Annotated in this window: 13 protein-coding genes; 10 read left to right on the top strand and 3 right to left on the bottom strand. The window is 64.3% G+C overall.

What is annotated here, in order from left to right:
- The first annotated feature begins 50 nt into the window (after positions 1–50).
- From tssE to E2H86_RS22390, 10 genes are all read left to right on the top strand, one after another.
- Complete coding sequence (gene tssE, locus E2H86_RS22435; protein WP_133331713.1) at positions 51–566, top strand: type VI secretion system baseplate subunit TssE; 516 nt, start codon at positions 51–53, stop codon at positions 564–566.
- The gene (gene tssF / locus E2H86_RS22430; RefSeq protein ID WP_133331712.1) at positions 563–2,425 is read left to right on the top strand and encodes a type VI secretion system baseplate subunit TssF; all 1,863 of its coding nucleotides are present in this window, start codon (positions 563–565) and stop codon (positions 2,423–2,425) included. The genes tssE and tssF overlap by 4 nt, the downstream gene beginning before the upstream one ends.
- Positions 2,389–3,438, top strand: coding sequence for a type VI secretion system baseplate subunit TssG (gene tssG / locus E2H86_RS22425; RefSeq protein ID WP_133331711.1), 1,050 nt, complete (start codon positions 2,389–2,391; stop codon positions 3,436–3,438). The genes tssF and tssG overlap by 37 nt, the downstream gene beginning before the upstream one ends.
- A complete protein-coding gene (gene tssH, locus E2H86_RS22420; RefSeq protein ID WP_133331710.1) occupies positions 3,431–6,106 on the top strand; it encodes a type VI secretion system ATPase TssH in 2,676 nt (891 codons plus the stop codon). The genes tssG and tssH overlap by 8 nt, the downstream gene beginning before the upstream one ends.
- Positions 6,107–6,117: 11 nt before the next feature.
- The gene (locus tag E2H86_RS22415; RefSeq protein WP_133331709.1) at positions 6,118–8,055 is read left to right on the top strand and encodes a type VI secretion system Vgr family protein; all 1,938 of its coding nucleotides are present in this window, start codon (positions 6,118–6,120) and stop codon (positions 8,053–8,055) included.
- Positions 8,056–8,067: 12 nt separating this feature from the next.
- Positions 8,068–8,502, top strand: a complete 435-nt coding sequence (locus E2H86_RS22410; RefSeq protein WP_133331708.1) for a DcrB-related protein — start codon at positions 8,068–8,070, stop codon at positions 8,500–8,502.
- A gap of 9 nt (positions 8,503–8,511) precedes the next feature.
- Positions 8,512–12,873, top strand: a complete 4,362-nt coding sequence (locus E2H86_RS22405) for an RHS repeat-associated core domain-containing protein (RefSeq protein WP_133331707.1) — start codon at positions 8,512–8,514, stop codon at positions 12,871–12,873.
- Between the two features lies 1 nt (position 12,874).
- The gene (locus E2H86_RS22400) at positions 12,875–13,537 is read left to right on the top strand and encodes a hypothetical protein (protein WP_133331706.1); all 663 of its coding nucleotides are present in this window, start codon (positions 12,875–12,877) and stop codon (positions 13,535–13,537) included.
- 71 nt (positions 13,538–13,608) lie between these two features.
- Positions 13,609–14,079 (top strand): hypothetical protein, encoded by a 471-nt coding sequence (locus tag E2H86_RS22395; protein WP_133331705.1) that lies wholly within the window; start codon positions 13,609–13,611, stop codon positions 14,077–14,079.
- 53 nt (positions 14,080–14,132) lie between these two features.
- Complete coding sequence (locus tag E2H86_RS22390; RefSeq protein ID WP_133331704.1) at positions 14,133–14,795, top strand: hypothetical protein; 663 nt, start codon at positions 14,133–14,135, stop codon at positions 14,793–14,795.
- Between the two features lie 66 nt (positions 14,796–14,861).
- Here the strand turns inward: E2H86_RS22390 and E2H86_RS22385 are convergent, their stop codons facing one another.
- The 3 genes from E2H86_RS22385 to dgoD all read right to left on the bottom strand — a co-directional run bounded on the left by E2H86_RS22385 (position 14,862) and on the right by dgoD (position 18,263).
- Positions 14,862–15,662, bottom strand: a complete 801-nt coding sequence (locus tag E2H86_RS22385) for an IclR family transcriptional regulator (RefSeq protein WP_133331703.1) — start codon at positions 15,660–15,662, stop codon at positions 14,862–14,864.
- A 60-nt stretch (positions 15,663–15,722) separates the two neighbouring features.
- Positions 15,723–17,027: an MFS transporter gene (locus E2H86_RS22380; RefSeq protein WP_133331702.1), complete on the bottom strand. Its 1,305-nt coding sequence runs from the start codon at positions 17,025–17,027 to the stop codon at positions 15,723–15,725.
- Between the two features lie 87 nt (positions 17,028–17,114).
- Entirely contained in the window at positions 17,115–18,263 is a 1,149-nt protein-coding gene (dgoD, locus tag E2H86_RS22375; RefSeq protein WP_133331701.1) for a galactonate dehydratase, read from the bottom strand.
- Positions 18,264–18,292: the final 29 nt, after the last annotated feature.

Raw genomic sequence — 18,292 nt, 5'->3', positions numbered from 1 at the left:
GGCAAGCCCGCTCCTACAGGGTCCCACTCATCTCTGCGAGACCTTCTGAAGTGGTAGCCGAGATTGCCGCCCGCGACCGCTTGCAGCCCTCGCTGCTCGATCGCCTGACCGACGACGACCCGGGCAACCCACAGGAAGCCCCGGACAAGCGTGTGCTCAGCCTGCAACAGCTCAAGGCCTCGGTTCTGCGCGACCTGGCCTGGCTGCTCAACACCACCTCGCTGCTGGACGCCAGCACCACCCTCAACGCCCCCGCCGGCGCCTCGGTGGTCAACTATGGCCTGCCAGCATTGGCTGGCAACAGCGCCTCGAACATCGACCTGAACGTGCTGGAGCGCATCATCCACCAGGCCATCGTCACCTATGAGCCACGCATCCTCGCCCACACCCTGAAGGTGCGTGCCCAGGCTGCGCCCGGGCAGATGAACGCCAACGCCCTGAGCTTCGAGATCGAGGGCGATCTGTGGGCTCAGCCCGCGGCCCTGCCGCTGCTGCTGCAAACCGACGTCGACCTGGAGTCCGGGCATGTCAGCGTGGCACCGGCCGACCGCAGGAGGCGAGCATGAACCCGCGCCTGCTGGAGCTGTACAACCAGGAACTGCAGCACATCCGCGAAGGAGCCGCTGAGTTCGCCAAGGAGTACCCGAAGATCGCCGGGCGCCTGACGCTGTCCGGCATCGAATGCGCCGACCCCTACGTCGAGCGCCTGCTCGAAGGCTTCGCCTACCTCACCGCGCGGGTGCAACTCAAGCTCGACGCCGAGTATCCGACCTTCACCCACAACCTGCTGGAAATCGCCTACCCGCACTACCTGGCACCGACCCCGTCGATGACCGTGGTGCACTTGCAGACCGACCCGGACGAGGGCTCGCTGGCGGCCGGTTTCCAGCTACCGCGGGGCAGCGTGCTGCGCGCCAACCTGGGCCGCAATTCACAGACCCCGTGCGAGTTTCGGAGCACCCAGGACGTGACCCTGTGGCCGCTGCAGGTGGCCCGCGCCGATTACTTCGGCAACCCCGGCGCGGTGCTCGGGCGCCTGGCCGCCAGTGTGCCCCAGGCCCGTGCCGGCCTGCGCCTGACCCTGCGCAGCGGCGCCGAAGTACCGTTCGCCAGCCTGCCGTTGAGCCACCTGCCGCTGTACCTGAACGGCGCCGACGAAACCCCGTTCCGCCTCTACGAGCAATTGCTGGGCAGCGCCTGCGCGGTGTTCGTGCGCCAGCCCGGAGCCGACTGGGTCGAACGCATCCCGGTCGAGCAAGCCTTGCGCCCGTGTGGTTTCGATGATCGCGAAGCCGCGTTGCCGGTGGTGCCCCAGGCGTTCCAGGGCTACCGCCTGCTGCAGGAGTATTTCGCCCTGCCGCAACGCTTCCTGTTCGTCGACTTCGCCGGCCTCGAGGGCGCCGTGCAGCGCTGCACTGGCCAGGAACTGGAAGTGCTGGTGCTGTTCGAGCGTTTCGACCAGAGCCTGGAAAGCAGTGTCGGCGCCAGCCAGTTCGTGCCGTTCTGCACCCCGGCGATCAACCTGTTCCCGCGTCGGGTCGACCGACTGCACCTGACCGACCGTGTGCATGAGCACCATGTGATCGCCGACCGCACCCGCCCCACCGATTTCGAGATCCATTCGCTGCAGCAGGTGACCGGCCACGGCACCGGCCCGGATCAGGAGTTCTTGCCCTTCTACGCCGTGCGCGACCCGTCGCGCTATGGCCGCGACCAGGCCTACTACATCGTGCGCCGCGAGCCACGGGTGCTGTCCAGCGAACAGCGACGCAACGGTACCCGCTCCAGCTACATGGGCAGCGAGACCTTCGTCAGCCTGGTCGACGGCCAGCAGGCACCCTACCGCCACGACTTACGGCAACTGGGCATCACCGCCCTGTGCAGCAACCGCGACCTGCCGCTGTTCATGACCGTCGGCGACGGGCGCAGCGATTTCAGCCTGGCCGACAGCGCCCCGGTCGCAGGCATACGCTGCCTGGCCGGACCGAGTCGGCCCAAGGCCAGCCATGCCCACGACAACCGTGCCTGGCGCCTGATCAGCCAGCTGTCGCTGAACTACCTGTCGCTGGCCGAGCAAGGCCAGGGCGCCGCCGCCCTGCGCGAACTGCTGCGCCTGTACGGCGACCCACAGGACAGCGCCCTGAACCTGCAGATCGAAGGGCTGCGCGAGGTCAGTTGCAAACCCTGCACCCGGCGCCTGCCGATGCCAGGGCCGATCGTCTTCGGTCGTGGCCTGGAGATCACCCTCACGTTCGATGAAAATGCTTTCCGCGGCACCGGCGTGTTCCTGCTAGGGGCGGTGTTCGAGCGCTTCCTGACCCGCTACGTGTCGATCAACAGCTTCACCGAAACCGTGCTGCGCACCAGCGAACGTGGCGAGATCATGCGCTGGACCGCCAAGCCCGGACGCAGGCCGATCCTGTGAACACCTTGCAGGCCATGCAGGCCGAGCCCTGGGCTTACGATTTCTTCCAGGCCTTGCGCCGCCTCGAGGCAGAACACCCCGAGCTGCCGCGCTTCGGCCACTCGCTACGCCTGGCCGATGAGCCAGTGCGCCTGGGCCAGCGCCTGGACTGCGGCTTCGCCCCGGCGACCCTTGCCGCGGTCGATGCCGTGGAGGACGGCCCTGCGCGCCTGGAGCAGTTCTTCTTCGGCCTGGGCGGGCCCAACGGCCCGCTGCCGCTGCACCTGACCGAATACATGCGCGAGCGCCAGCGCAACCATGCCGACGCGACCAGCAAGGCCTTTCTCGACGTCTTCCACCACCGCCTGCTGAGCCTGTTCTACCGGGCCTGGGCCGAAGCACGCCCGACCGTCAGCCACGACCGCCCCGGCGATGACTATTGGGCCGCGCGCCTGGCGGCGCTGAGCGGTCGTGGTCAACCCGAACTGCTAGGCCAGGGCCCGCTGGCCGATACCGCCAAGTTGCACTGGTCCGGCCACCTGAGCGCGCAGACCCGCTACCCCGACGGTTTGTGCAGCATTCTCAGCGGCTACTTCGGGGTACCGGTGACGCTCGAGGAGTACGTTGGCCAATGGCTCGAACTGCCCGAGCGCAGCCAGCTCGGCGTACGCGCCAATCGCCTGGGCGTGGACCTGTGCCTGGGCCGCTACGTCTGGGACCGTCAGCACAAGTTCCGGTTATGCCTCGGCCCGCTCAGCCTCGACCAGTACCACGCCCTGCTGCCCGGAGGACAGGCCTTCGTCGAGCTGGCGGCGTGGGTCGCCGAATACCTGGGCCAGGAGCTGGACTGGAATCTGAACCTGATACTCGCGCAGGACCAGGTGCCCGCGCTGCAACTCAACGCTGGCCAACGCCTGGGCTTCGATACCTGGCTCGGCCGTCCCTCGCACGATGCACGCGACCTCAAGCTGGCCCGCTACTACGCCGACCAGCCGGTCGCCGCCCCACCGACAAGGAACCAGGACCATGGGTGAAATCAGCCGCGCCGCACTGTTCGGCAAACTCAACAGCGTTGCGTACAAGGCCATCGAAGCCGCCACGGTGTTCTGCAAACTGCGGGGCAACCCCTATGTCGAGCTGGTGCACTGGCTGCACCAGTTGCTGCAACTGCAGGACAGCGACCTGCACCGCATCGTGCGTCAGTTCAACGTCGAACCGGCGCGCTTGGCCCGCGACCTGACTGACGCCCTGGACCGGCTGCCACGCGGCTCGACCTCGATCACCGATCTGTCTTCCCAGGTCGAAGAAGCGGTCGAGCGTGGCTGGGTGTATGGCAGCCTGATGTTCGGCGAAAGCCAGGTGCGCACCGGCTATCTGCTGGTCGGTATCCTCAAGACGCCGAGCCTGCGCAACGCACTGCTGGGCCTGTCGAGTGAATTCGCCAAGCTCAAGATAGAAGCCTTGAGCGAACGCTTCGACGAGTACGTGGGTGACTCTCCGGAAAACCAACTGGCCGCCACCGACGGCTTCAGCGCTGCCGTTCCGGGCGAAGCCAGTGGCGCCGTGGCGCCGGCGGCGATGGGCAAGCAGGAGGCGCTCAAGCGCTTCACCGTCGACCTCACCGAACAGGCCCGCAGCGGCAAGCTCGACCCCATCGTCGGACGCGACGAGGAGATCCGCCAGTTGGTCGATATCCTCATGCGCCGCCGGCAGAACAACCCGATCCTCACCGGCGAGGCGGGCGTGGGCAAGACCGCAGTGGTCGAAGGCTTCGCCTTGCGCATCGTCGCCGGCGATGTGCCGCCGGCCCTCAAGGACGTCGAACTGCGCAGCCTGGACGTCGGCCTGCTGCAAGCCGGTGCCAGCATGAAGGGCGAGTTCGAGCAGCGCCTGCGCCAAGTGATCGAAGACGTGCAGGCTTCGCCCAGGCCGATCATCCTGTTCATCGACGAAGCCCATACCCTGGTCGGTGCCGGTGGCGCCGCCGGCACCGGCGATGCGGCCAACCTGCTCAAGCCCGCCCTGGCCCGTGGCAGCCTGCGCACGGTAGCGGCGACCACCTGGGCCGAGTACAAGAAGCACATCGAGAAAGACCCCGCCCTGACCCGCCGCTTCCAGGTGGTGCAGGTGGACGAGCCGAGCGAGGCCAAGGCCTTGCTGATGATGCGTGGCGTGGCCTCGACCATGGAAAGACACCACCAGGTGCAGATCCTCGACGAAGCGCTCGAAGCCGCGGTAAAGCTGTCGCACCGCTACATTCCGGCGCGCCAGCTGCCGGACAAGTCGGTGAGCCTGCTCGACACCGCCTGCGCCCGCGTGGCCATCAGCCTGCATGCGGTGCCGGCTGAAGTGGACGACAGCCGCCGGCGCATCGAGGCGCTGGAAGTGGAACTGGCGATCATCGCCCGGGAGCACGCCATTGGCGTGCACACCGGACAGCGCCAGGCCCAGGCCGAGGCGCTGCTGGGCGAAGAACGCCAGCGCCTGGCCACGCTGGAGGACCGCTGGGCCGAAGAGAAAGCTCTGGTGGATGAGCTGCTGGCCACCCGTGCGCAACTGCGTGAGCAGGTCGGCGAGGTCGATCAGGAGACTGAGGTACCAGGCAGCCATGCGCTGCGTGAAACCCTGGTGGACCTGCAACAGCGCTTGGGCGCTTTGCAGGGCGAAACCCCGTTGATCCTGCCGACCGTGGACTACCAGGCGGTGGCCTCGGTGGTGGCCGACTGGACCGGCATCCCGGTCGGGCGCATGGCCCGCAACGAGATCGAGACCGTGCTCAACCTCGACAGCCACCTGGCCAAGCGCATCATCGGCCAGGACCACGCGCTGAAAATGATCGCCAAGCGCATCCAGACCTCCCGCGCCGGCCTGGACAACCCGAACAAGCCGATCGGCGTGTTCATGCTCGCCGGCACCTCGGGCGTGGGCAAGACCGAGACCGCCCTGGCCCTGGCCGAGGCGCTGTACGGCGGTGAGCAGAACCTGATCACCATCAACATGAGCGAGTTCCAGGAAGCCCACACCGTCTCCACCCTCAAGGGCGCCCCTCCCGGCTACGTCGGCTACGGCGAAGGCGGCGTGCTGACCGAGGCGGTGCGCCGCCGACCGTACAGCGTGGTGCTGCTGGACGAGGTGGAGAAAGCCCACCCGGACGTGCATGAAATCTTCTTCCAGGTCTTCGACAAAGGCGTGATGGAAGACGGCGAAGGCCGCCAGATCGATTTTCGCAATACGCTGATCCTGCTCACCACCAATGCCGGCACCGAGTTGATCGCCCGCACCTGCAGCGACCCGCAGGCCCTGCCCGACCCGGACACGGTGGCCACCTCGCTGCGCCAGCCGCTGCTGGAAATCTTCCCACCGGCGCTGCTTGGCCGCTTGGTGACCATTCCCTACTACCCGCTCAGCGACGCCATGCTCAAGGCCATTACCCGCCTGCAGCTGGAGCGCATCCGCAAGCGCGTGGAAGGTACGCACAAGGTCGGCTTCGCCTACGACGACGGCGTGGTGGACCTCATCGTCTCGCGCTGCAGCGAAACCGAAAGCGGTGGCCGGATGATCGACGCAATTCTCACCAACGGCCTGCTGCCGGACATGAGCCGCGAATTCCTCACCCGCCTGCTCGAAGGCAAGCCGCTGGCCAGCGTCAGCATCAGCCGCCGCGACAACGACTTGCACTATGACTTCGGCGCCGCCGACTGACAGGATCGACCATGCTGTTCACGCAGTTCACGCGCCTGGCGCGAATCGACAGCCCCTTGGGGCCGGACAAGCTGATCCTTGCCGAAATGGGTGGCAGCGATGAGCTCGGCCGGCCATTCGACTACGAGCTGCGGCTGACCAGCGACGACCCGGCCATCGACCTCAATGCCCTGCTCGGCAAGCCGATGTGCCTGAGCGTGCAGCAGGACCTGGGCACCTCTCGGCACTTTCACGGCATCGTCGCCCGCTGCAGCCAGTCGGTCGACCAAGGCCAGTTCGCCAGCTACCGGGTCACCTTGCGCCCCTGGCTGTGGTTGCTGACCCGTACCAGCGACTGCCGCATCTTCCAGCACCTGAGCGCACCGCAGATCATCAAGCAGGTGTTCCGCGACCTGGGTTTCTCGGACTTCGAGGATGCCCTGAGCCGTAGCTACCGCGAGCGCGAATACTGCGTGCAGTACCGTGAGACCAGCTTCGACTTCGTTAGCCGATTGATGGAAGAAGAAGGCATCTACTACTTCTTCCGCCACGAGCAGGAACGCCACGTGCTGGTGCTGGCCGATGCCTATGGCGCCCACCCTCGGGTGCCGGGCTACGAGAGCGTGCCCTACTATCCGCCGGACGGGCAGCATCGCGAACGCGACCACATCAACGACTGGCACCTGGCCCAGGAGGTCCAGCCAGGTTCCCTGGAGCTCAACGACTACGATTTCCAGCGCCCCAGCGCGCGCATCGACGTGCGCTCGGCCATGCCGCGCCCGCACCAGGCCGGCGACTACCCGCTGTTCGACTACCCAGGTGCCTACGAGCAGAGCCAAGACGGCGAGCACTATGCACGCACCCGCCTGGAGTCGTTGCAGAGCCTGCATGAGCGTATCGAACTGCGCGGCAATGCGCGCGGCCTGGGCAGCGGCAACCTGTTCAGTCTGAGCGGCTTCACCCGCCAGGATCAGAACCGCGAGTACCTGATCGTCGCGGCGCGCTACTACGTGCATCAAGAGCGCCTGGAGAGCGGCAGCGGCGGCGGCGAGGCGCAGTTCGAAGGCAACCTCAGCTGCATCGACGCGCAGCAGAGTTTTCGCCCCCAGGGCAGTACCGTGCGGCCCATCGTCAAGGGCCCGCAGACCGCAGTCGTGGTCGGTCCGCCCGGCGAGGAGATCTGGACCGACCAGTACGGTCGGGTCAAGGTGCACTTTCACTGGGACCGCCATGACCAATCCAACGAGAACAGCTCGTGCTGGATCCGCGTGTCCCAGGCCTGGGCCGGCAAGAACTGGGGGTCGATGCAGATTCCACGGATCGGCCAGGAGGTCATCGTCAGCTTTCTCGAAGGCGACCCCGACCGGCCGATCATCACCGGGCGGGTGTACAACGCCGAGCAGAGCGTGCCCTACGACCTGCCCGCCAACGCCACGCAGAGCGGCATGAAGAGCCGTTCGAGCAAGGGCGGCAGCCCGGCCAACTTCAATGAAATCCGCATGGAAGACAAGAAGGGTGCCGAGCAGCTGTACGTGCACGCCGAACGCAACATGGACACCGTGGTCGAGCAGAACCAGACCTTGTCCGTGGGCATCAACCGCAGCCAGAGCGTGGGCATGCTCGAGACCATCACCATCGGCCAGGACCGCATCCGCGCCGTGCGCCGCGACGACATGCTGCTGGTCGGCGCCAGCAAGACCGACAGCGTCAGCACCAGCTACCTGATCGAAGTGGGCGAGAACCTGCGCCTGGTCTGCGGCAAGAGCGTGATCGAGCTCAATGCCAGCGGGCAGATCAACATCAGCTGCGAGCAGTTCAGCTTCCATGCCAAGCAGGACGCCGAGATCAACACCGACGGCACCCTCGACCTGAACGTCGGCAGCGGCGCGCAGACCGCGCCGGACAACCAGGGCGTGAAAAAGACCATCGACGACGCGGTGAAGGCCCTCTTCCCCGACGCCGGCAAGTAACGAGACTTCCCCATGAATTACCGCCTCAACGAATTCCGTATGGCCCTGCCCGACACTTCGGTGCAGGACAGCAGCATCAACATCCTGCGCTTCGACGCCCTGGCCACTTCGCTGATCGTCAGCCGCAGCCTGCTGGCCGAAGGCGAGACCTTGCAGAGCAACTTCGACGGCCAGTTGCAGCGCCTGCAGCAGCAGGTCAAGGACCTGCGCATGCAACCGGCCCAGGCCGTGCAGGTGGGTGCCGGCCAAGCTATCGACGCCATCGAGCTGAGCAGTCAGTTCAGCAAGGGCCAGGAGAAGGTCTACCAGTACCAGTTGGCCCTGGTGCTGCCCGGCACGCGCAAGATGTTCGCCCTCAGCTACGTGAAGGCCAGTCCCCTGGGCGCGGCCGAGGCTGCGCACTGGGCAGCCATCAAGCAGTCGCTCGACTTCGACAACCTCGGCTGACCTCGCGCCATGTCCGACGCCTTGTGGGCCGCGCGCGAAGGCGACGCGCTGATGCACACCTCGATGCTCGCCGACATCGTTGGCGGGGTGCTGGAGATCGCCGCCACCGTGGCCATCGGCGCCCTGGCCACCGCCGCGGTGGCGGCGGCATTCGGCCTGACCGTGGCCACCGGCGGCCTGGGCTGCTTCGTGCTTGGCGCGGTGGTCGGCCTGGTGGTGGGGGTGGTCATGGCCAAGACCGGGGCGGATACCGGGCTCAGTCGATTATGCGAGGGCATCGGCAACTTCCTGTTCCCTCCTTCGGTACAGGCGACCATCGCCAGTGGCTCGTCGAACACCAAGACCAACGGCAAGCGCGCCGCCCGAGCCGCCGGCATCGTCACCGGCCCGCCGGCGCCCCTGGAGCAGGTCGCCGCCGAGGCAGGCGAGGCCGAGGAAGAAAGCTTCCTCGACATGGCCAAGGGCTTTTTCTCGCAGATGTGGCGGCCGACCGTGGCCACGCCTGCGGCCAATACCCAGGAGGCCCCCGACGACAAGATCGCCTGCACCAAGCACCCGGCGATGCCGCCCCAGTACCTGGCCGAGGGCTCCAGCAAGGTGCTGATCAACGGCCATCCGGCCTGCCGCAGCGGTGACCGCAGCACCTGCGAAGCGGTGATCGTCGATGGCGGCCTGGTGTCGAACAACGTGCGCATCGGCGGCGAGCCGATCGTGGTGCGCGAGATCCGCAGCGGCAAGACGCCTGGCATCGGTTTGGCGGTGACTACGCTGATGCTGCTGCGTGGGCGGGGGGGGAAGTTCTACAGCAAGTTTGGTTGCATGTTGGTGGGCGGCGTCAGCAGCTTCGTCACCGGCCAGGTGACTGGCGCCCTCACCCAGGCCATGGCGGGTTCGCCAAACCCGGTACATGCCGCCACCGGCGCGAAAATCCTGTGCGCCGAGGATGATCTGGATTTCACCGTGCAAGCGACCCTGCCGATGGTCTGGCAACGCTACTACAACAGCCACGACGAACGCGTCGATGGCTTGTTTGGCGCTGGCTGGAGCCTGCCCTACGAGGTTTCGGTGCAGGTCGATCCGGGTGATCGCCTGGTCCTGATCGATGAGCAGGCACGCCGGGTGGAAATGGGCGTCATCCCGCTGGGCGATGCGGTTTTCAGCGTCGGTGAGGGGCTCAGCGTGCGCCGCGCGCACAACGGCGAGTTGCTGACCGAAAGCCGCGAGGGCGAGTATCGTCTGTTCCAGCCGTCGCCTGGGCGACCGGAACGGTTGCGCCTGAGTCAGGTCGGCGATCGCAACGACAACCGTATCTATCTGGACTACGACGACCGTGGCCGTCTTTGCCAGTTGCGCGATGCCTTCGATCAGGTGCGTGTGGTGTTGAGCTACAGCGAACAATGGCCGCAGCGGGTCAGCCACGTGGACCATCAGGCGACCGACGGTCAGTCGCGACGATTGGCCAGTTATCGCTACGACGCCAGCGGCGATCTGGCCCAAGTGCTGGACGGTGCGGACCAGGTGGTGCGCAGCTTCGCCTACGACCCTGCCAGGCGCATGATCGAACACCGCACCGGCAGCGGCCTGCGCTGTTTCTACGAATGGGCGCAGCATGACGATGGCTGGCGGGTAGCACGGCATTGGACCGACGCCGGTGACAGCTACGCTTTCGAGTACGACATTGCCGCTGGCATCACCCGCGCGACCGACAGTCTCGATCGCGTTGCCGTGCGCCATTGGAACGAGCAATACCAGATCACCGCCTACACCGATGAACTGGCGCGGACCTGGCGTTTTGAATGGAACGACGAGCGCCAACTGCTGGCGGCGATCGACCCGATGGGTGGACGTTGGCAGTATTTCTACGATGCGTCGGGCAACATTGCCGAAACCATAGACCCACTGGGGCGCAGCGAGTCCACCGAGTGGCTGGAACATTGGTCGCTGCCACGCAGCCAGACCGATCAGGCCGGCCAGCGCTGGACCTTCGCCTACGATCAACGCGGCAACTGCATTCGCGAAACAGACCCGCTGGGCCAACATACCCAGTATCGCCATGACAGCCTGGGCAATCCCGTCGAGATCATCGACGCCAACGGTTCGAGTCGGCACCTGCGCTGGAACGACCTGGGGCTGCTGGTCGAACACAAAGATTGTTCCGGATACCTCACCCGACTTGGTTACGACCCATTGGGCCATCTGCAGTCGATCACCGACGCCCAGGGCGAGCGCACCGAGTACCACCACGATGGCAAGGGTCGCTTGCGCAGCGTGACCCTGCCCGATGGTCGTAGCGAAACGTTCGAACTCGACGGCGCTGGCCTGTTGATCCGGCACGTGGACACAGCGGGTCACGTCACCCACTACCAGCGTAATCGCCGCGGCCAACTGGAACTGCGCATCGACCCGCTGGGCCGACAGGTACGCTACCAGTACGACGGCTACGGTCGCCTGCTTGCCCTCTACAACGAAAATGGCGAGGCCTACCGCTTCGATTGGGACGCGGGCAACCGCTTGATCGCAGAGCACGACCTCGACGCCAGCTCGCGACGTTACCAGTACGATGCACTGGACCATCTTGACCAAGTGACTTTCGTACCCGCGCCAGGCAGCGAGCAAGCACCGATCGTTCATCGCATGGAGTACGACGCGGTCGGCCGGCTTCTCACTCGCCATACCGCTGATGCACGTACCGACTACAGCAACGACCCGCTGGACAATGTGGTCGCCATCCGCCGCACCGCCGCGGATGGCCAGGTCGAGGAACTAGGCTTCGTCTTCGATGCGCTAGGCCAACTGCGCGAGGAGCGCAGCGCCGACGGCAGCGTGCAGCACCAGTACGATCCGTTGGGCAACGTCACCCGCACGCGGGTGCCCGATGGCCGCTGGATCAACCGTCTGTACTACGGCAGCGGGCATCTGCACCAGGTCAACCTCGACGGGCAGGTGGTATGCGATTTCGAGCGTGATCGCCTGCACCGGGAAACCCTGCGTCTGCAAGGCCCCCTTGCCACCCAGCGCCTTTACGACCGCACTGGGCGCCTGCGTACCCTGCTCCGCCGACCGGCATCGCAACCCAGCCAGTTACCGGCGCCAAGCCAACTGCGCTACCAATTCGACGCTGCCGACCAACTGGCGATGCGCGAGGTGCAGCACCCGGGCATGGGCTATCTGCAGGCACTCCAGCACGATGGTAGCGGCCACGTGCTTGGCCGCCAGGACAGCCCCAGCGGGCAGCGCGAGGCATTCCGCTACGACCCGGCAGGCAATCTGCTCGACCCAACAGCAGTCGGCGCAGGCTTGGTCAGGCACAACCGCCTGGTCACATTCGAGGACAAGCGCTATCGCTACGACGGCTTCGGTCGGCTGGTGGAAAAACGCAGCCGCCGACGCGGTACCCAGCATTTCCATTATGACGCCGACCACCGGCTGATACGGGTGCGCAACCTGCAACCCGGACGCGAGCGCATCGTCGACATGCGTTACGACCCAATGGGCCGGCGCACCGAAAAGATCGAATCGACGCTGGACGGCCAGGTGGTCTGCCGCACCCGCTTCAGCTGGAGTGGCCTGCGCCTGCTCGGCGAACAACGCAATGGGCTGTCGACGCTGTATCTATACGAAGACGATGGCCATGAACCACTCGCCCGTGTAGACGGCCAAGGCGCGCATCAACAACTGCGCCACTATCACAACGACCTCAACGGACTGCCTGAGCAACTGACCGACGACCACGGCCAGGTGGTGTGGTCGGCGCGTTACCTGACCTGGGGCATGAGCTGGGAGGAACAGCGGGCCCCGGGGCTGGTCGAGGAACAGAACCTGCGTTTCCAGGGCCAGTATCTGGACCGCGAAATCGGTTTGCACTACAACCTGTTCCGCTTCTATGACCCGGATATCGGTCGTTTCACACAGCCTGATCCGATCGGCTTGGCCGGTGGCTTGAACCTGTATGCCTATGCGCCCAATCCGTTTACCTGGCTGGATCCATGGGGGCTGGCCAAACTCAAGCAGGGAGAGGTAGCAGGGTTCGGTACCGATCCTCACTACAAGGATGGGCATCAAGCACATGAGATCATGCGTCACAAGTTCATGCAGGACAAAGGCATTGCTAAGACATCCAGGGTAATTGGCAATCCTGCAATGGCGCTCACGCAAAAGAACCATACCATCGTTCACAATGAAGAGCGTCGCCTGAGGGCCCTGCGAGGGCTCGGGCCGAACCAGATGCTCAAACGCGGCAAGCTAGAAATTCGACTGATGTCCGAAGCCATCCACAACACGCTGGTGTTGAATGGTACCGTGACACAGCAACAACTCCGCACTGCCAGGCGGTTAGCCCGGTCGTACGCAAAAAGCAAAGGGTGTTACTGAATTGAACTCGAACAAAATTGTGTTTACCGAGCGTGACAAAGGGTTCGGTCAGGTGGGTGGTAGCGTTCGCATGGACGATCCCACTTTGTGGCCTTTGGCGCCCGACACCCAGGAGCCAATGACCCCCCTGTGCACCATCACGGAAAAGTTCCTACCGGCGCCGGTCTTTCCTGCGGGGATGGCAGCGACCGTTTTCATCACTGCTCGAAAACGCGACGGTTACTTCAATCAGTCCGTCATCAGACGCTACACCGTTCATGATGAAGCGGAGCTACCGAACACTCACAATGGCTTTGCCCGGGTTCTTCTCCATCGGTTGACCGATCGGGAGCTGCCTGCTCCGACCGGAACGTTCTTGCTCGAGCGTCGTTACATCGACTTCGAGCCGATGACAGACGAAGAATTCGAAGAAGAGCATGCCGACGAGTATGCAGGCCTGGGCATCAGCAAGCAGCTCGGTCGAGCGAGCTGGATGCAAGACCCGATCTATCTTTCAAGCCGGTACGTACTGCTTCTGCAATTGACCGATTACGACATCAGTCGATGGGCACCCACACAGGAGGGTATCTTCCTCGACGGCGTCGGTTTTGTGTATCTGGACAAACAGGCGCGAAGAAAAAAACAAGGCGACGAGGCCGGACTATTCTTCGTCCAATATGCGTGAAAGAGCAAATACTGACTGTAATGCTGATAGGGAACAAGCATTCAATAGCCATCGAGAGTGCGATGACGCACATGGGCTCTGCTTTGGGCCATGCCTGCCTCTGGTTCGGCAATGAGCAATTGGGCAGCCTGGAAGACTTGATCTACCTGGATGGCTATCTCTTGGGTTGCTTACTCGACATGAGAAAGAAACCGCATCTGACCGCACGCTATCAGGGCAAGGACGACCACCAACTGTTCAGCACCCTGAATCAGGACCTGGAATCCTGGGATGAAGACGACGACAAGGACTTCAGCGAAGAGGCTCGCCCCTACTTGCTCACCTGCGGGACGTTGTTCGATTGCTACACGGTGTTCTCGTACCGGTTGGACGAAACGCACGGACGAATCATGTGGCAGATCACCTGCGAGGAGGAAAACACACCCTTCGAGGACCTCAGAACCGCGTCCCGCGATGTGCATTTCGCGACCTTTGACTACACCGAACTCGCCAGTCTCATCAGCGAACTCCAGTCAGTGCTCGAACACGGCAGACTCGGTTGAGCGAGGCTCGAAAGAATGCTGGACCATCGTTGGCGGGAAGGATGTTACTAACCATGCAAAAGATCGTGCTTTCACAACAGGATGAGGGCTTCGGCCAGGTAGGCGGAGGTGCCTTTCTCAACGACCTGTCACTGTGGCCCGTCAGCCCGGAAAGCGGCGAACTGCTGACGCCACTGCTGACCCTCACCGAACGTTTCCGCCCCGCAAGGTTGCTGCCGCCGGGTATGGCCGTCACGTTATTCATAGCGGCACGACAACTGCGAGATGGGGACTTCAGCCATAACTTGCAGCGTCGCTATACGGTCAACCAACCCTCGGAGCTACAGGAAGTCATCAAGAACGGCTATGCCCGAGTCATTCTTCACGAGTTGGCCGAGAAACCGATCGTCCCTAGCGATCATCCACTGCTGTTGCAGAGTGCGTTCATCGATTTCGAGGAGATGACCGATGATGAATTGGAAGATGAGCATGCCCACGAAGATAGTGGCATTGACTTGAGCAAGCCAAGCGGCCGACCCGGTTGGTTGCAAGACCCAATCTATCCTCCGGATCGGTACATGTTTCTGATGCAGCTCGCAGACGGCGATGTGACGGAAGCCAGCCCGCAGCATGATGGGTTGCTCGCCGAGGGAATCGGCTATGTCTTTCTCGACATGCGAGCGCGGCGTGGCAAGGAAGGAGACGAGGCAGGATTCTTTTTTATCCAGTTCACATGATGCCAAACCAGCGTTTTTGTCCAACAGGGCTCTTTTTCGTCCAATACGCGTAACGCTGGCCCGCGCTCACGCCCGCGTGCACCCCAACTCCGCCGACAACCGCGCCGTCACCGCCTTGATCACCGGTACCAGCTCGCGCATCTTCTGCTCGGGCATGTACGGCACCGTGCTGGCCACGCTGATGCCGGCGACGATGCCTCCGCTGGCGTCTCTGACCGGCGCCGCGACGCAGCGGATCGACGGTTCGTTGTCTTCCAGATCGAAGGCATAGCCGCCCGTCACGTACTCGAGCATGCGCTGTTCGAACTGCGCCCAGCTCTGTTCGGTGTGGCTGGGCCAGAAGTTGCTCTTGCCGCCTACCGGCAGGCTGGTCTCGTACAAGCGCTGCCACTGAGCCGGGGTGTCGTCGAGCATCAACGCCTTGCCGATGCCGGTGCGCGCCAGCGGCATGCGATGACCCACCCGCGAGCGCATCTCCGGGCCATTGCGCCCCGGCGTCTTGTGCAGATAGAGCACCTCGTCGCCCTCGCGGATTGCCAGGTGGATGGTATCGCCGGTCAGCGCCGACAATTCGTCCAGGTAAGGCCCGGCGAGCGCCACCAAAGGCAGCTCTTCGCGGGCCTGGAAGCCCAGTTCGATCAGCTTCGGACCGAGCAGGTAGCCCACCTGCGGCAAGACCCGCAGATAGCGTTCGTCCACCAGGCAACTGACCAGGCGGTGGGTGGTGCTGCGGGTGGTACCGATCGCCTGGGCGATGTCCTTCAGGTCGCGGGCACCCGCGGCCACCGCCTGGACCACGGCCAAGCCGCGCAGCAGGGTCTGGGTACCGGTTGGCGCGGCGGTGGATTTCGAAGCGTCTTCCTGCATGGGCAGCCTTCAACGTTGAATCAGGGAGCAGGCGGCATTATGTTCGCCCGCCTGCCACGACTACAACTCGATACGTTCCACCTTGCCCACCAGCAGGATGTACGACAGCGCACCGGCCAGCGCCACCAGCGAGATATAGGTGATGGCCGGGGCGAACGAGTCGCCGCTGGCGAGAAAGCCGATGACGATGGGGGTGACGATCGCCGACAGGTTGCCGATGAAGTTGAACACCCCACCGGTCAACCCGAGCAGACGTGCCGGCGCCAGGGTCGAGACCAGCGACCAGGTGATCGAGGCCAGGCCGTTGCCGAAGAACGCCAGCGCCAGGAAGGCGATCACCCAGGCGGTGGAGTCGACGAAGTTGGCGCCAATGATCGCCGTGGAAATCAGCAGCCCGCCAATGATCGGCAATTTGCGGGCGAAGCCGACGCTGGCGCCGCGCCGAATCAGCCAGTCGGAGAAGAACCCCGAGCACAGCACGCCGACGAAGGCCGCCAGGAACGGCAGCGAAGCCAACAGGCCGGACTTGATGAAGTCCATGCCGCGGTATTTCACCAGGTAGGTCGGGAACCAGGTAAGGAAGAACCACAGCGTCGAATTGAGGCAGAACTGGCCCAGGTAGATGCCCCACAGCTTACGCTTGCTCAGCACCACCCCCAGGTCGGTCCAACTGAAGCGGGCCTTGGCCTGCTCGGTCTGGATATCGACCAGGCCGCCGCCTTCGCGGATCAGCTCGATCTCGCCGTCGTTGACGCCTTTGAAGTCACGCGGTTCGCGATACACCGCGTACCAGATCACGGCCCAGAGAATGCCCACCGCGCCGGTAGCGACGAATACCATGTGCCAGCCGTACTGGTGCTGCAGCCAGGCCAGCACCGGGGTCAAGAACGCCAGGCCGACGAACTGCCCGGAGGTGTAGAAACCGATGGCCGTGGCGCGCTCGCGCTCGGGGAACCAGGTGGTGACCACGCGGCTGTTGATCGGGTAAGCCGGCGCCTCCAGGGCGCCGACCGCCATGCGCAGGGCGAACAAGGCGATGAAGCTGGCGGCGAAACCGAGCAGTACCGTGGCGATCGACCACAGCGCCAGCGCAGCGGTGTAGAGGATGCGCGGCGGCACCCGGTCGACCAGCCAGCCACCGGGAATCTGCATGGCGGCATAGGTCCAGCCGAAGGCGGAAAAGATCAGACCGACATGAATCGGGTCGATGCCCAGATCACTGGTCAAGGCAGGTGCGGCAATGGACAGGTTACTGCGGTCGAGGTAATTGATCACCACGGTGATGAACAACAGCACCATGATGAAGAACCGCTTGCGGCTGGGTGTCGCCAACGCAGCCTGACCGGTCAGGGTATTCGGTTGCATGGGAAGTGCCTCTTGTTATGTTTATTGAGGTCGCGGCCGACCCAGGGTGCGCGGACGCCCCTGAGCCTGGGGTGGATCAGGGCCGCCTCACCACTCGGCGAAGCTGCCGTCGGCGTGACGCCAGACCGGGTTGCGCCAGCGGTGGCCGACCGCCGCGCGTTCGATCACGTATTCTTCGTTGATCTCGATGCCAAGGCCCGGGCCATTGGGGATCTTGACGAAGCCTTGGTCGTAGTCGAACACACCGGCATCCTTGACGTAGTCGAGCAGGTCATTGCTCTCGTTGTAATGGATGCCCAGGCTCTGCTCCTGGATGAACGCGTTGTAGCAGGCGGCGTCGAGCTGCAGGCAGGCAGCCAGGGCGATCGGGCCCAACGGGCAGTGCAAGGCCAGGGCCACGTCGTAGGCTTCAGCCATGTTGGCGATCTTGCGCGTCTCGGTGATACCACCGGCGTGGGAGGCATCGGGCTGGATGATGTCGACGTAACCTTCGCTGAGCACGCGCTTGAAGTCCCAACGCGAGAACAGCCGCTCGCCCAGGGCGATCGGTGTGCTGGTCAGCGGCGCGAGTTCCTTGAGCGCTTCGTAGTTTTCGCTGAGCACCGGCTCTTCGATGAACATCAGCTTGTATGGGTCCAGTTCCTTCATCAGCACCTTGGCCATGGGCTTGTGCACCCGACCATGGAAGTCGACGCCGATGCCCACGTTCGGGCCGACCGCGTCGCGCACGGCGGCGACATTGGCCAGGGCCTGCTCGACTTTGTCGAAAGTGTCGATGAACTGCAGCTCCTCGGTGCCGTTCATCTTCACCGCTGTGAAGCCACGCCCTACTGCTTCTTTCGCGGCACGCGCGGTGTCCGCCGGGCGGTCACCGCCGATCCACGAGTACACGCGGATCTTGTCGCGCACCTGACCGCCGAGCAGGTCGCTGACCGAGACGCCGAGCGCCTTGCCCTTGATGTCCCACAGGGCCTGGTCGATACCGGCCAGGGCGCTCATGTGCACCGCACCGCCGCGGTAGAAGCCTCCGCGATAGAGCACGGTCCAGATGTCTTCGATATTGCGCGGATCCTTGCCGATCAGGTAATCGGACAATTCCTCGACAGCGGCAGCCACGGTATGGGCGCGCCCTTCGACCACGGGCTCGCCCCAGCCGGTCACGCCTTGGTCGGTTTCGACCTTGAGGAAGCACCAGCGCGGCGGCACGATGAAGGTGGTCAGCTTGGTGATTTTCATCTTGTTATCTCTCTTGTGGATGCAGCGCT

Origin of the sequence: Pseudomonas putida (assembly GCF_004357765.1) — a bacterium.
Taxonomy (GTDB): Bacteria; Pseudomonadota; Gammaproteobacteria; order Pseudomonadales; family Pseudomonadaceae; genus Aquipseudomonas; species Aquipseudomonas putida_U.
The sequence above is the reverse complement of the archived record's forward strand: the minus strand, read 5'-3'. Positions and strand labels throughout refer to the sequence as shown.

Bases quoted from the DNA above. Each gene is read 5' to 3' on its own strand.
- E2H86_RS22405 (WP_133331707.1), top strand. From the start codon at position 8,512: ATGTCCGACGCCTTGTGGGCCGCGCGCGAAGGCGACGCGCTGATGCAC.
- tssH (WP_133331710.1), top strand. From the start codon at position 3,431: ATGGGTGAAATCAGCCGCGCCGCACTGTTCGGCAAACTCAACAGCGTT.
- E2H86_RS22385 (WP_133331703.1), bottom strand. From the start codon at position 15,662: ATGCAGGAAGACGCTTCGAAATCCACCGCCGCGCCAACCGGTACCCAG.
- E2H86_RS22390 (WP_133331704.1), top strand. From the start codon at position 14,133: ATGCAAAAGATCGTGCTTTCACAACAGGATGAGGGCTTCGGCCAGGTA.
- E2H86_RS22415 (WP_133331709.1), top strand. From the start codon at position 6,118: ATGCTGTTCACGCAGTTCACGCGCCTGGCGCGAATCGACAGCCCCTTG.
- dgoD (WP_133331701.1), bottom strand. From the start codon at position 18,263: ATGAAAATCACCAAGCTGACCACCTTCATCGTGCCGCCGCGCTGGTGC.
- tssF (WP_133331712.1), top strand. From the start codon at position 563: ATGAACCCGCGCCTGCTGGAGCTGTACAACCAGGAACTGCAGCACATC.
- E2H86_RS22380 (WP_133331702.1), bottom strand. From the start codon at position 17,027: ATGCAACCGAATACCCTGACCGGTCAGGCTGCGTTGGCGACACCCAGC.
- E2H86_RS22410 (WP_133331708.1), top strand. From the start codon at position 8,068: ATGAATTACCGCCTCAACGAATTCCGTATGGCCCTGCCCGACACTTCG.
- E2H86_RS22395 (WP_133331705.1), top strand. From the start codon at position 13,609: ATGGGCTCTGCTTTGGGCCATGCCTGCCTCTGGTTCGGCAATGAGCAA.